Source organism: Pseudonocardia sp. CA-142604 (assembly GCF_050948475.1).
Lineage (GTDB): Bacteria > Actinomycetota > Actinomycetes > Mycobacteriales > Pseudonocardiaceae > Pseudonocardia > Pseudonocardia alaniniphila.
In genome coordinates, this window is record NZ_CP192045.1 from 8,178,734 (window position 1) to 8,192,618 (window position 13,885).

13 protein-coding genes and 1 pseudogene are annotated in these 13,885 nt (G+C 67.9%); 6 read left to right on the forward strand and 8 right to left on the reverse strand.

The window, feature by feature from the left end; all coding sequences use genetic code 11:
- Positions 1-220 precede the first annotated feature (220 nt).
- Positions 221-1,120, forward strand: a complete 900-nt coding sequence (locus ACQPZQ_RS37075; RefSeq protein ID WP_433288811.1) for an EamA family transporter — start codon at positions 221-223, stop codon at positions 1,118-1,120.
- Between the two features lie 385 nt (positions 1,121-1,505).
- A complete protein-coding gene (locus tag ACQPZQ_RS37080) occupies positions 1,506-2,882 on the forward strand; it encodes a PQQ-dependent sugar dehydrogenase (protein WP_433288813.1) in 1,377 nt (458 codons plus the stop codon).
- Between the two features lie 34 nt (positions 2,883-2,916).
- On the opposite strand, the gene ACQPZQ_RS37085 is transcribed toward ACQPZQ_RS37080, so the two are convergent.
- Positions 2,917-4,104: an epoxide hydrolase family protein gene (locus ACQPZQ_RS37085; RefSeq protein WP_433288815.1), complete on the reverse strand. Its 1,188-nt coding sequence runs from the start codon at positions 4,102-4,104 to the stop codon at positions 2,917-2,919.
- A 458-nt stretch (positions 4,105-4,562) separates the two neighbouring features.
- Here ACQPZQ_RS37085 and ACQPZQ_RS37090 point away from each other — a divergent pair, with 458 nt between their 5' ends.
- Positions 4,563-4,994 (forward strand): Ohr family peroxiredoxin, encoded by a 432-nt coding sequence (locus ACQPZQ_RS37090; RefSeq protein ID WP_433288817.1) that lies wholly within the window; start codon positions 4,563-4,565, stop codon positions 4,992-4,994.
- Positions 4,995-5,139: 145 nt separating this feature from the next.
- Here the strand turns inward: ACQPZQ_RS37090 and ACQPZQ_RS37095 are convergent, their stop codons facing one another.
- Both ACQPZQ_RS37095 and ACQPZQ_RS37100 read right to left on the reverse strand, forming a co-directional pair.
- Positions 5,140-5,298: a dienelactone hydrolase family protein gene (locus ACQPZQ_RS37095; RefSeq protein WP_433288818.1), complete on the reverse strand. Its 159-nt coding sequence runs from the start codon at positions 5,296-5,298 to the stop codon at positions 5,140-5,142.
- 95 nt (positions 5,299-5,393) lie between these two features.
- A pseudogene (locus ACQPZQ_RS37100) lies at positions 5,394-5,621 on the reverse strand (dienelactone hydrolase family protein); the annotation flags it as partial.
- A 366-nt stretch (positions 5,622-5,987) separates the two neighbouring features.
- Between ACQPZQ_RS37100 and ACQPZQ_RS37105 the strand changes: the two are divergent.
- The 3 genes from ACQPZQ_RS37105 to ACQPZQ_RS37115 all read left to right on the forward strand — a co-directional run bounded on the left by ACQPZQ_RS37105 (position 5,988) and on the right by ACQPZQ_RS37115 (position 10,133).
- Positions 5,988-8,765 carry a BTAD domain-containing putative transcriptional regulator gene (locus tag ACQPZQ_RS37105; protein ID WP_433288820.1) on the forward strand — a complete coding sequence of 926 codons (2,778 nt, stop codon included), beginning with the start codon at positions 5,988-5,990 and terminating at the stop codon, positions 8,763-8,765.
- Between the two features lie 228 nt (positions 8,766-8,993).
- The gene (locus tag ACQPZQ_RS37110; protein ID WP_433299539.1) at positions 8,994-9,482 is read left to right on the forward strand and encodes a cupin domain-containing protein; all 489 of its coding nucleotides are present in this window, start codon (positions 8,994-8,996) and stop codon (positions 9,480-9,482) included.
- 150 nt (positions 9,483-9,632) lie between these two features.
- Positions 9,633-10,133 (forward strand): DUF3291 domain-containing protein, encoded by a 501-nt coding sequence (locus tag ACQPZQ_RS37115; RefSeq protein ID WP_433288822.1) that lies wholly within the window; start codon positions 9,633-9,635, stop codon positions 10,131-10,133.
- A gap of 87 nt (positions 10,134-10,220) precedes the next feature.
- Here the strand turns inward: ACQPZQ_RS37115 and ACQPZQ_RS37120 are convergent, their stop codons facing one another.
- From ACQPZQ_RS37120 to ACQPZQ_RS37140, 5 genes are all read right to left on the reverse strand, one after another.
- A complete protein-coding gene (locus tag ACQPZQ_RS37120; protein WP_433288824.1) occupies positions 10,221-10,616 on the reverse strand; it encodes a VOC family protein in 396 nt (131 codons plus the stop codon).
- 131 nt (positions 10,617-10,747) lie between these two features.
- Positions 10,748-11,584 (reverse strand): LLM class F420-dependent oxidoreductase, encoded by an 837-nt coding sequence (locus ACQPZQ_RS37125; protein ID WP_433288826.1) that lies wholly within the window; start codon positions 11,582-11,584, stop codon positions 10,748-10,750.
- 84 nt (positions 11,585-11,668) lie between these two features.
- Entirely contained in the window at positions 11,669-11,797 is a 129-nt protein-coding gene (locus tag ACQPZQ_RS37130) for a hypothetical protein (RefSeq protein WP_433288828.1), read from the reverse strand.
- A 281-nt stretch (positions 11,798-12,078) separates the two neighbouring features.
- A complete protein-coding gene (locus ACQPZQ_RS37135; protein WP_433288829.1) occupies positions 12,079-12,546 on the reverse strand; it encodes an NUDIX hydrolase in 468 nt (155 codons plus the stop codon).
- Positions 12,547-12,622: 76 nt separating this feature from the next.
- Positions 12,623-13,714: an alpha/beta hydrolase gene (locus ACQPZQ_RS37140; RefSeq protein ID WP_433288831.1), complete on the reverse strand. Its 1,092-nt coding sequence runs from the start codon at positions 13,712-13,714 to the stop codon at positions 12,623-12,625.
- Positions 13,715-13,885: the final 171 nt, after the last annotated feature.

The window sequence follows — 13,885 nt, forward strand, 5'->3', positions numbered from 1 at the left end:
GCCGAGTAAGGTCACGGACAGCATGTGGTTGCGCCTAGGGTTCCGCCTGCTGCCCGCCTACCAGCCGACAATCAGGGTGGTCAGGGTCTGGACCGAGCGGCGCCACGGCCGCCCGACTGTGGAGTCGGGGCCGGTCGACACCTGACGGGATAAAAACCCCGAGGGCTCCGTGTTCGACGTGCCCATCTTCGGATGGCACCGACGCCAAGGAGCCTCTTCGGTGGCCGCTGTTGTTCCTGTCCTACCCCTCTCGACTGCTGTACTGGCCCTCGGCGGTGGCGCTGGGCTGTCCGCCGGGGTCGTCGCGCTCACGTTGTTGGCCGCGGTCCTGCACGCGGTGTGGAATGCGATCGCCCACGGCGTGCCCGACCGTCTCGTGGGGTTCGCGCTGATCGGGGCGGCCTACGTTGTGATCTGCGGGGTCGCCGTGCTGGTGCTGGGCCCGCCGCCCGCCGCGGCATGGCCCTTCATCCTGGCCTCGGCGGTCATTCACGTGGTCTACAACCTGCTGCTGTGGGCGAGTTACCAGCTCGGCGAATTCAGCCACGTCTACCCGGTCGCGCGCGGGACCGCGCCGTGGGTGGTCGCGATGATCGAGGTGGCGCTGGGTCACATCCCGCCGGTGGTGCAGCTGGTCGGGATCGCGGTGATCTCCGTCGGGCTGATCAGCCTGGCGCTCGACGGAGGCCGTCTCTCACGCTCGGCGTTGCCCGCGCTGGGTGCCGCGGTGGCCACGGGGGTCTGCATCGCCGGTTACACCGTGGTCGACGCCGCGGCGGTCAGCACGACACCCGTGCTGGTCTACGCGGCATGGATGTTCCTGCTCCAGGGCCCGGTGATGCCGGCGATCGCGCTGGCCCGCAGGAAGAAGGGCCTGTTCGCCCAGGCCCGACCGGTACTGATCGCGGGCCTCGGCGGCGGGGTGATGTCGCTCGCGGCCTACGGGCTGGTGCTCGTAGCCCAGACCAGCGGGGCGACCGCAGCCATCGCGGCGCTGCGTGAGACCAGCATCGTTATCGGAGCCATCATCGGCACGGTCTTTCTCGGCGAGCGCTTCGGGATCGGTCGCGCCGCTGCCGCTGCGGTGGTCGCGGCCGGCATCATCTTGGTCAACGTGTGAAGCGGCGCACCAGCGGAATAGAAGGAAATGCCCCGCGAGGTGGGCTCATGTTCGCATTCCTCGCATTATTCTTTCCCGGCCATGGGGATCGCTTTCATGGTAAGGGCCAACCGCCAAGCGCATATGCCTGAGCGACGGCCACGTCAATCTCGCACTCTTGCAGTACAAGATCATTTTCGAATCAACTGGAAGGGCTGGGCAAAGACCGACGGCCGGAAGGAGGCGAAACAGGGCGACTAGCCACAGCCGTGCGGCCCCGCAGATCGAGGCGGACGTCGGCAGCCCAACGCGTCGCCTGGATGTCGGGCCTCGGCCGCCCTTCGGCGCAGCAACGCCGGCGGCGAGGTCGCCGCGCACGCCCGGTTCGCGGACTACCCTGCCGACGATGAGAGCGCTGCGATCGGCGCTGGCCACTACGGCGGTGCTGGCCGCCGTGGTCAGCGGCTGCGGAGTCGGCGGCTCGCAGACGACCGGCACGGTGACCGCCGCCGACCCTGCGCCGGCTGCGGACCCGGCGACGACGTCTGTCGAGCTCTCGGTGCCGCAGGCCAACGCGACGCCGCCGTTCGACACGCCACACGTCGTCCAGGTCCCGGCGGGGTGGAACGCTTCGGTGTGGGCACGCGTCGCCAACGCGCGCTACGAGGTGTGGACGCCCGAGGGCGACCTGCTGGTCAGCCAACCCGACAACGGCACCGTGTCGCTCGTGAGCCCGGGCAGCGACCCCAGCGCGGTGCCGCAGCAGCGGGTCCTGCTGGCAGGCCTGACCCAGCCGCAGGGCCTGGCCTTCGACACCTGGCACGGCCAGCGCGTGCTGTACGTGATCGAGTCCGATCGCCTCGACCGCTACCCGTGGTCGGCCGCAGGCCCGGGACCGCGCACCACGGTCGTCGACCACCTGCCCGACCTCCAGCCCGGCGGCGACGACGTGCACCGGCTCAAGTCGGTCGTCGTCGGAACCGACCACACGCTCTACATCCCGCTGCCGAGCTCGACGAACGCCGGCCTCGCCGACGAGCGGATGAACCCGCCCCGCGGAACCGTGGCCACCGTGGATCCCGACACCGGCACGCTGCGCATCTTCGCGCGCGGAATCCGCAACGGCGAGGGCCTGTCGTTCGCGCCCGACGGGTCGCTCTGGGTCGCGGTCAACAACCGCGACAACATCGCCTACCCGTTCCACCGTGCCTACGGCGGCGAGCCCGACGCGTTCGGCAAGGTCATCCCGGGTTACGTCACCGACCATCCGTCGGAGGAGGTGGCGCGCCTGACACCGGGCCGCGACCTCGGCTGGCCGACCTGCAACCCGGACCCCGACGTCGATCCCGGTGTCGCGGGCACCGCGCTGGACGAGGCCGATCCACCGTTCACGCCTGACGCGCAGAACAACCCCGACGGCAAGGTCCGCAGCTGCACGGACCTGAAGCCGATCGAGCGCGGGATCCCGGCCCACAGCGCGCCGCTCGGGCTGCATTTCCTGCCCGCCGGCACGCTGGGCGCCGACCGTGGCGAGGGCGCGGTGCTCGCGCTGCACGGCTCCTGGAACGCGCAGCCGCCGCGCGCGCCCGCGGTCGTGTGGATGCCGTGGGTCGCAGCCGGCAAGACGCTCGGCGCGCCGCAGACCATCCTCGGTGGCTTCCAGGACGCCAAGGGCGAGCGCTGGGGCCGCCCGGTCGACGACGTGATCGGACCCGACGGCGCGCTCTACGTCAGCGACGACAAGTCCGGCGCCATCTACCGCCTCGCGCCGAAAACGGACTAGCACCCCAACTGCCGCATGCCGACGAGATCGGGGATCACCGCAGTGACCTGAACGCGGCCCGGACCTCGGTCGTGAAGATCTCCGGTTCCTGCCAGGCCGCGAAGTGATTGCCCTGGTCGACTTCGTTGAAGTAGATGAGGTTCGAGTAGGCCTGCTCTGCCCAGCTCCGCGGAGCTTGATAAAGCTCTCGGGGGAAGACGCTCACAGCAGCCGGGATGGAGACGCCCTTGACATCGAAGAAGCCGAGCTTGTTCTCCCAGTAGAGACGACCCGAGGAAACCCCGGCGTTCGTCACCCACATGAGCGTGATGTTGTCGAGGATCTCGTCTCGTGTGAGGTTGCCGACGGGGTCACCGTCGAACGCCCGTGCGATGTCCTCGTAGCTCAGCGCGTCGTGGTCGATCATCCAGGCGGCGAGGGCGACGGGCGAATCAGCAAGACCGTAGAGCGTCTGCGGGTGCAGCCCCATCTCGGTTGCGTATCCGATGCCCTTCGAGAAGAAGAAGCTCAGCTGTTCCCACGCGCGGCTCTCCTCGGCCGACAAGCCGGCTGGTGCCGGGCCGCCGGACACGAGCGCCTTCGAAACGTCAGGTGGGAGCGTGCCGGGCATGTTGGAGTGGATGCCGAGCAACCCCGGTGGAGCCTGCGCGCCCATCAGGTCCGTGATCAGAGCACCCCAGTCGCCGCCCTGGGCGAGGTAGCGGGTGTATCCGAGGCGCTTCATCAGCTCGGCCCAGGCTCGAGCAATGCGCTCGGGGCTCCAGCCGGTAGCGGTCGGTTTGCCGGAGAACCCGTAACCCGGCATCGACGGAACCACCACATCGAACGCGTCCTCCGCGTCTCCGCCGTGTGCCGTCGGGTCGGCGAGCGGGCCGACGACGTTCAGCATCTCGATGACCGAACCCGGCCAGCCGTGCGTGATAATGAGCGGCACCGCGTTCTCGTGCGGTGACGTGACGTGGATGAAGTGGACGTCGAGCCCGTCGATCTCGGTCATGAACTGAGGCAGTCCGTCCAACCTCGCCTCGAGCCTGCCGAAGTCGTAGTCGCCGGCCCAGTAGCGCACGAGTTCCTGCATCGTCGCGAGCTGTACGCCCTGCGAGGCATCTACCACGGTCTCGCGTTCGGGCCAGCGCGTCGCCGAGAGGCGCCGACGCAGGTCGACCAGTTCCTCTTCCGGAACATCGACACGGAAGGGGCGGACTTCAGTTGCACTGGACATGGGAACCTATTCCTTTCCGCGGATTGATCGACCTGGTCAGCAAAGGCACGGACTGAGTGCAGCGTCCCTGCGGCGCCGCGTGAGGGCCTCACCCATCGGAGATGAGCGCCATCGTTTCCGCTGTGACGTACAGAGACAGCGTCACATGTCAGGCGCGAAGGCCAACAATGCGCACCTAGCGTGACTACGTGCCACGCGATATTCCATCGAACCTGACGTCGCCGGAACCACGTTCCCCGCGCGCGCGACGGCGCTGGTCGCCCCAGCACGTCGCGCTCGCCGCGGCGAGCGCCGTCTTCGCCCTGGGATGTGCGGTGCCGAGCGCGGCCCCGGGGGATCCGTCGAGACCGAACGCTGTCTCCACGGACGTACGAGACGGCTGGTGAGCCGCGCACGGTTCCCCCGCCCGGCGATCACCACTGATTTCACGCGTGCCAAGACAGGAGAAGGGATCTCTCGTGGCTGAAACCACGTACACGGCCGTTGCCACCTCCACCGCGGAAGGACGCAACGGCGGCCGCGCCACCTCCGACGACGGTGCGCTCGACGTCCACCTCGCCGTTCCGAAGGCGCTGGGCGGAGCGGGCGGAGGCACCAACCCGGAACAGCTGTTCGCAGCAGGCTGGGCGTCGTGCTTCGTCGGTGCGGTCCGGCGGGTCGCGAGCGGGAAGAAGGTCGCGCTGAAGGACCTCGCGGTGATCGCGGAGGTCACCTTGCACCACGACACCAACGCCGACGAGTTCCGGCTGAGTGCGGTGTTGCGCCTCGAAGCCGGCGGGATCGACCAGCAGACCGCCGACGACCTGCTCGCCGGCGCGCACCAGGTGTGCCCGTACTCCAAGTCCACCCGGGGCAACATCGACGTCTCGCTGCACGCCACTGTCGCCTGACACACGGCAAGCCCGGGTCGGACCTCGGCGACCGGTCCGTCCGGGCGTGCACCCTGGCCCAGGCGCACTCGACGTCCTACCCCGGCCCTTCAACGCGCCGGCCGGCCACCGGCATTCATGACCAGCTGCGCGCCGGGCTGCGGGCTCAGTCCTCTCCGGACAGGTGCGTGGCGAAGAAGGTTTCCACGCGCTTCCATCCGTCGATCGCGGACGCCGGGCGGTAGAGCGGCATGTCGACGGAGAAGAATGCGTGCCCCGCCTCGTCATAGCGGTGGAACGCGTACTCCTTGCCGTGAGCCTGCATGAGCTTCTCCAGCTCGTCGATCTCGTTCGCCGACGGTAGGTGTCCCTGCTACCGAAGAGGCCGAGTACCGGGGCGCGCAGTTCGGCCACGCGGCCGGCGAGCGGCTGCACCTGCAGCGCGTGGCCCTCGGGCGGCGCGCCCACGACGAAGGATCCGTAGCAGTCGACGGCGCCCTGGATGTCCAGCTCCAGGGCGGCCAGGAACGCCTGGCGACCGCCGGCGCAGTAGCCGATCGTGCCGACCTTGCCGTTGGAGGTGGGTTGAGCGCGCAGCCAACGCACTGCGCCCGCCGCGTCGCCGACGAATCGCGCGTCCGGCACCACGCCCTGGCCCGAGCGGCGGCCGCGGCGTCGTCGGGCTTCGCACCGGGTGCCTCGCGGCTGTAGAGGTTCGGGCCCATGACGGCGAACCGCCGTGTGATCTCCTTGGTCTCGCGGTCGTAGCCGGGCATGTGGTGAATCACCAGCACGCCTCCCCGGCTTGCGCGGTCCATGGAGTCACGCTCGGATCGCCCGTACTATTCGAGTAAGCGACGCCGATGGTCCTGACCATATCGCCAATACGGTACACAGGAAGAAAAGGTGATAATCGACCATCATCGTGCCGAGTAGACTTGCCAGGATTACGGTATCGCCTGGCCCGTCCCGTGTTCGGCACGATCCCAAGAACGAACGGGGAAGAAGACGGCGGTGGAGCATGAGTTCGGGTTCGCCCTGCTCGGGCCGGTGCGGGCCTGGCGGGGCGGTGTCGAGCTCCCGTTGGGCGCTCCTCAACAACGCGCCACATTGGCGTTGTTGTTGCTGCAGAACGGCACGCCGATGTCGATGGACGAGATCGCCGACGCGCTCTGGGGAGAAACCCTCCCAGCACAGCCGAGCGCCACGATTCGCACCTATTTCCACCGCATACGCCGACTCCTCGCCACCGCTGAGGTCGACCGCATCCTCGCCGGCGACCGCGGCGGCTACCGCATCGACGTGGATCCCCTCGCCGTCGACGTGGGTCGCTTCAGCGAGCAGGTCACCCGCGCCGACATCGCAACCCAAGCGGGTCGGCAGCACGACGCGGTCGAGCACCTGCGCACCGCGCTGTCGCTGCACCAGGGCACCCCACTGGCCGGGATCCCGGGAGCCTTCGTGCAGGTCGAGCGGGCACGTCTGACCCGGCTGCGGTGGGCCGCACTGGAGAGCATGTGCCGCCTCGAACTCGACCGCGGCGAGCATGCCCGGATCGTCGACCACCTCCAGGCGGCTGTGGCCTGCGAGCCGCTGCGTGAGCCGTTGCACGAGCTGCTCATCCTCGCGCTCTACCGCTGCGATCGACAGGCCGAGGCGTTCCTGGCCTACGAGAACACCCGGCGGGTCCTGCGCGAGGAGTTGGGCACCGACCCCGGCCCGCGGCTACGCGCGCTACACCAACGAATGCTGCGCTCCGACCCCGACCTGAGGGCTCCACATCAGACGCTCGCCCCGACCGCGCGCCCGGCGCAACTGCCCGCGGACCTGCCCGTCTTCGTCGGACGCTCGACGGCGCTCGCCGCGGCCCGGGCGACACTGCCCACCAACGGGGCGGCACCGGAAAACACCACGGTGATCGTGATCAGTGGGATGGCCGGGGTCGGAAAGACCGCATTCGCGCTGCACTGGGCACACCAGATCACAGACCGGTTCCCCGACGGCCAGCTGTATGTGAACCTCCGCGGATTCGACAGCGGCGGCGTCCACGTCGGCCCGCAGGACACGATCCTGGGTTTCCTGCACGCACTCGGGGTCCACCCGCACCGGATCCCTCCGACCGCGGACGCCCAGGCCGCCCTCTACCGCAGCCTGCTTCTCGACCGACGCTGCCTGATCGTGGCCGACAACGCCCGCGACTCCACCCACGTACTCCCCCTGCTGCCCGGCCGGTCCCGCTGCCTCGTCGTGGTCACCAGCCGCACCACCCTCGACGGACTCGTCGCAGGCACCGGCGCCCACACCATCACCCTCGACCTCCTCGACCACCACACAGCACGCGAACTCCTCGCCCGCCGACTCGGCACCACGCGGGTCGACGCCGAACCCGACGCCACCGATGCCCTGATCGACCACTGCGCCCGGCTCCCCCTGGCCCTGGCGATCGTCTCCGCCCGCATCGCCGCGCAGCCCTCGACGTTTCCTCTTGCCGAGGTTGCAACACAGCTCTTCGGCACCCACCACACCCTCGACGCGTTCGCCGGCTCGGATTCCACCCCCGACATCCGCGCAGTACTGACCTCCTCCTACACACTGCTCACGCCGGGTGCCGCGCGACTGTTCCGCCTCCTCGCCCTGCATCCCGGTTCGGAGACCACCGCGAGCGCCGCCGCGAGCACCGCCGCCGTGCCCGTCCACGCGGCCCGCACCTTGCTGCGCGAACTCGCCCACGCCCACCTCGTCACGCAGACCTCACCGGGACGCTTCGCCCGGCACGACCTGCTGCGGGCCTACGCCAACGAGCGGATCACCGAAACCGAACACCACGCGGAGCAGGACACGGCGTTCCACCGGCTGGCCACCCACTACCTCCACACCGCTGACCGCGGCGCACGGCTCGTCTCCGCTCACCAGGACGAGCCCGCGCCCCTCGCCCCGGAACGCGACGTCGCACCCGAGACCCTGGCCGACGCGGAACAGGCCATCCGCTGGTTCGAGGCCGAACGCCCCGTGACGCTGCCGCTGCTGGAGTGGATGGCCGCGCACGGTCTGCACTCGCACGCCTGGCGCTTCGCATGGGCCCTACGCAACTGCCACGACCGGCAGGGCCACTGGCACGAACTCGCCGCCGCCCACCAACTCGCAGCACGCTCGGCGACCGAGATCTCCGATGCGACCGGCCTGGCCTACGCACTCCGCGGCCTCGCCCGAGCCGACACCCGACTCGGCCGCCACGCCACAGCCCAGGCCCGGCTGGTCCGAGCACTCTCGCTGTTCGAGGAACTCAGCGACGTGTGCGCCACGGCCTACACGTTGCGTCAGTACGCCTGGCTGTCCGACCGCCAGGGCGACCCCGAAACCGCACTCGCGCACGCCACCCGCGCACGCCACCTGTTCCGTACGACCGCCTGCGTCACGGGCGAAGCCGCCGCAACGAGCGCGATGGGCTGGTACCTCGTCCTCCTCGGCAAGTCCGACGACGCCATCGGCCACTGCCAGGATGCACTCGATCTCTTCCGATCATCGGGCGAGCGGTTCGGCCAGGCCAACGCGTGGGAGAGCCTCGGGATGGCCTACCACCAACTCCAACGGTTCGACGAAGCGCTCGCCGGCTACCGCCGGGCGGCAGCGATCTACCGCGAGTTCCGCGCCCACGACAACGAGGTCGAGACGCTGATCCGGCTCCGAGACAGCCACCTGGCGCTGGGCCGTCGCGTTGAGGCCGACGATGCCTTCCGGCAAGTGGCGTCGATCCGGCAGTCCCTCGGCCTTCCGCCGATCGGGATCCCCTGAACCGGGCCGGCCCCGGCGGCCGGTCCGTCCAGTTCCAGATGTCGGTTCCGAACGCGGCGTCCGGCCGCGGAATTGGCCCAGTAGTTCGCCGCGGGAATGCCCCAGATCCCAGCGCCACGGGCACGTAGCGTCGCGGGCGGGACAACGAACAAGGTGCGCACCCGAAATCGAACGCTCACCCACATCCGAGGCGGCAATCCAACAGGAAGAGAGCAGGACGTGAACAGGATGGTCAAGATGGGATTGGTATCCGTGCTGGCGTTCAGCAGCGTGCTGGCATGCAGCAGTGGCCAAGCATCCAGCAACGCCCAGGCGCCCAGCAGTGCTGCTCACGCGCCTGACAGTGCCCATGACCACGGCGACGTCCGTCAGACGAAGGCGGGGTCAGTGACACGTCTGATGACCCAAGACCTTCCCGACCTGCCAGGAAAGGAAGGCATGATCGAAATCGTCGATTTTGCTCCAGGCGAAGCCTCCCAGGTGCATCGACACAATTGCGATCTCTTCGTCTACGTGCTCGAAGGAAGTGTCGTGACACAACTTCAGGGCGGCAGCCCCCGGACCGTCAACGCCGGCGGCGTCTTCTACGAATCGCCGACGGATGTGCACATCGTGAGTCGCAATGCCAGCGAGACGCAGCCCGCGAAGCTGGCCGTCTTCTACGTAAAAGCGAAAGGTACTCCGCCGACTGTGATCCTGAACGAGGGGGACAAGTAGCGCCGCTCACCCGGATCGCTCGCGATGAACCCAGGAGTGGCGTGCACCGTGCCCCTCCTTGAGCAAGCGTGGTTGCTCCAGCGGGCGGAGCCCGGCGCGGTTCGTCCGGAAGCTGGCGATCGATCCATTCGACGTCTAGCTTCCGAGATCATGACGAACTGGGAGATCGCTCAGGTCAACATCGCACTGCCGGTGGTGCCCCTCACCGAACCGGAACTGAAGTGGTTCGTGGACGCGCTGGTTCCGGTCAACGCCGTTGCCGACGCGGCTCCGGGCTTCCGCTGGCGGATGAAGACCGAGGATGGCGATGCCACGGCCGTTCGCGGGTTCGGCGACGATCGAATAATCGTCAACATGACGGTGTGGGCCTCGCTCGAAGCCTTGGGCGACTTCGTCTACCGAAACCCCGCACATCTCGCGGTGCTGCAGCGCAAGCGTGAGGGGTTCAGCCGGCTCGGGCAGGCTCATCAGGTCCTGTGGTGGGTACCGGAAGGCCATCGGCCGACGGTCCAGGAAGCGGAAGAGAGGCTTGCGCATCTGCGGGAGCGCGGACCGTCAGCGTGGGCGTTCACCTTCCGCACACCGTTCCCCGCTCCGGACGCCGCCCAGGAGTCGCTCGGCGGCCGGGAGGACTGGTACTGCCGAGCCTGACCTCCCGGTCGCCGGCGCCCAGAACGAGGTCGGTCTTCCCACGGCCCAGCGCGGTGGCGAGCGTGTGGCGCGTCCAGCCCGGCCGGCTCACCGTAGGTTGCCCGTGATGATCCACAGGTGGCCGAACGGGTCACGGATGCGGCCCGAGCGCTTGCCGTAGGGCCGGTTCTCGATCGGCACGATCACCTCGGCGCCGTGAGCGATCATGCGTTCGCCCACGGCGTCAGGGTCGTCGACCTCGACCTCGAGGAGAACTGCGGATCCACCGAGATCATCGGGTGACAGCCACCCCCACGATGAGACGGCCGGCGAGACCCGGAAGGACGACCCGTAGACGCGATGATCAACGACGCTGGGCCGGCCATCGTCGCCCCGGGGAGCGCTGAACACCTGCTCAGCACCAAGGGCCACCTGGTAGAACGCCGACGCACGGTCCGGGTCGGGCACGATGAGACGTGGAGAAAGATGAACATCGGTCGTCATGAGCCCATCGTCGGGCCGGACGGTAGCGGGGGTCTTGAAGATTTGGGAACGCCCCACGCGTCCGCCGTCATCCGGACGCACCCCTGATCGCCCCACACCGGGACACAACCCGATCGACCGCCCGCGGCCTCTTACTGCAAAGACTCGATCTGGCTGGCCAGTCCGTCCAGGCGATGAAGTGTTTCGCTCTCCCGCCCTGTCGGAAGCAAGAACAAGATCCGCTCGACTCGGCTTTCCATGTACGCGGCCAGTACGGCATGATTACTCGGGTCGAAGCTCGTAATGGTGATCGCAGTGCTGCCACCGTCTCCGGCACGCTCAGTCATCGCCAACTGCTGAGCGACGAGCCGCGGTTCGGGGACCGAGAAGGGAAGCCAGCCTGCGCCATGGCGGATGGCCCTGGCAACGGCCGCGGCGCTGTTGCCTCCGACGTATATCGGAGGATGAGGTTGACGCACCGGTTTGGGCCAACAATAAATCGGGTCGAAGTCGACCAGCGACCCATGGAACTCGGCTTCCTCCTTGGTCCATATCTCGCGGATGGCCGCCAGCCGCTCGTCGGCCAACCGGCCTCGGGCACTTGGGTCCGTGCCGTGATTGCGCATTTCCTCGAGGTTCCAGCCGACGCCGACGCCGAGCACTGCCCGACCACCCGATACCTGATCGAGCGTCGCGACAGCCTTTGCGGTGTGGATCGGGTCGCGTTGAATGACCAGCGTTATCGCCGTGCCGAGCAGGATTCTGTCCGTGACCGAGGATATGCTCGCCAAGGCGACGAACGGGTCGTAGGCACGGTAGTACTCGCGAGGGAGCTCGCCGCCGAGCGGAAAAGGGGTCTCTCGGCTCGCCGGAATGTGCGAGTGCTCGGCGAGCCAAATCGAGTCGAACCCACGTTCTTCGACCGCCTTCCCGAGAGCACTGGGCCAGATTCCCTCGTCGGTCGCAAACAAGGTGATGCCGAACTTCATCATTCCTCACTCTCGCAACATGTTGACTGACTGGAAGTCGCTTCCGGCAGATAGGTACACGACATTCCGAGGGAGAATGGACAGTCAGCGCCCCGGAGGTCCACCGCGCACGCGCGACGTGAACAAACCCAGCCTGGGCTGGGCGTCCGAGCTGCGCGTGACCGCCCGCGGCTCGGTGCGCGCCAGGAGGATCACCCTTGCCTGTCCGGTCATGACGACAACCGTAACCAGGTAACTTCTCTATCGCAAGCCAGCTATTCCCATGCGCTTCACATCGTGCGCAAAAGGATGCTATGGGCGAAAAGTGAAGCGTCGATACGTCGACCAGAACTGTGACCTCGCCCGCCCTGGAACCGGTGGCCGAGCGGCGGACACCGCTGATCATTCACGATCTCGCGGTACGGCCACGCCGCCTCATCGACCCGCTGGGTATCCCCACGACCGTGCTCTCCACCCTGCTCGAGGACCTCGAACAGGCAGGCGCCGTCGAGATCTCAGTGCTGGATCAAGCCGCCGACCGGAACGGGAGCGACGTGACCGGTCGCCGGCACGGTCTGCGCCAGGTCGAGTCCGACGTCGACCAGCGATGAGCGGCACAGGCAAGCGACCTCGGGGATCGGGGTCCAGGCGGACTCGGCGATTTCACCGTTCGGCTCGGGCCGCATGTGGCCGCCGGTGATGCGGACCCGATAGAAGATGCCGACATTCTGGTGCTCGACCCCCGCACGCGCGGTGGCCGCGGGGATCACTCTGGAGTCCACGCCCAGCAGGCGTTCGACCACCGCGTCGCACCCGGTCTCCTCGGCGACCTCCCGGATCACCGCATCGAACGGATCCTCCCCGTGCTCGACCCGACCGCCAGGAAGGGTCCAGCTGCTCTCGCCCATCGGTGGTACGTGACGGGCGAGAAGCACACGCCCGTCCTCGACGCACACGGCGTAGGCCGCCAACCGGAAACTCATCCCCGCACCTCCGACCGGACCTGTCCAGCATCGAAGATCCGCCGCATCAGTATCCAGCAGACGCGCCAGGACATTGCTACGAGCCGAACTCCAACTGCTGGGAGAAGAACGGCAGGACCTTCTCCTCGAGGCGCTGAGGGACCCCGCTGTTGTGGTCACCCTCGTAGGTCTCGAAGGTGTGCGGCACGTCGAACCGGTTGAGGCGGTCGACGAAGACCTCGTCGCTGGCGAGCAGGCTGTCCTGGAGCCCGATGTCCAGCGCGATCGCCTTGTATTTCTTGAGGTTCCCGGCGTACTGGTCGAGCATGGCGACCGGCGAGTTCGCCGCCCACTTCTCGGCGACGTCCGGTTGCACCTCACCGTTCTTCGTCGGCAGGTCGAAGAAGAACGGTGGGTTCTTCGGGTTCGGCGCCCATGCAGCGGCCCGGGCCAGCGTGCCCATCACATCGCGGTTGCCCTGTGCTTCTTCCGGGCTCTTGATCGACTCGGCCAGCGGGGTCACACCGCCGGCCGGCGGACGGATCGTCCCTTCGTTCAGGCAGCATGAACTGAGCGCGTAGAGGGCGTTGAACACGTCGGGGCGCTTCATGCCGATACGGATCGTCCCGTAGCCGCCCATCGAATGGCCCGCGAGCCCACGGCTCGCACGCGTCGCGATCGTGCGGTAGTGCTGATCGACATAGCTGACGAGATCGTCGGCGACATACGTTTCCCAGTCGCCGGCCGTCACCGAGTTCGAGTACATGCAGCCGCCGTAGGCGTTCATGCAGTTGGGCATCACGAGGATCATCTCCTGCGCGGCGCCGTTGGCGAAGACGCGTTCGGCGATCTGGTCCAGCTGGCGGCCGCCGGGACCGAAGTAGGACAGGTCCGTCCCCGTGTATCCGTGCAGCAGATAGACCACCGGATACCGGCGATCGGAATCGGTGGCGTAGCTCGCCGGCAGGTAGATCGACACATCGGGGTCGGCCGATTCGCCCATGAGGTTGCCCTCGAGCGACTTTCCGTGCACCTTGACGCGCTCCAGCTTGCCCGCAGCGGCGGACGGTGCGGCAGCCTCCGGTTCCGGCTCCTGGGCCTGCGACGACCAGCTTGCACATGCAGAAAGCGCGAGGAGAAGCGCGGAGCAGGTTGCCGCCAGCAGCGCCCGTGAACGAATCAGCGCCATACGAACACCTCCACATCCTTGTGTCCGGACCGATATCCGGCGAGGCAGTCCTTCGGGGCCAGAATCGGGGTGCCCGGGAAATCAGGGCGAAACCGTTCGGCGATCTTGTTGTATTACGGCCGATGTTCCACTGCGGACAACCATGATCATGAGATGCCTCGGGACAGGTGT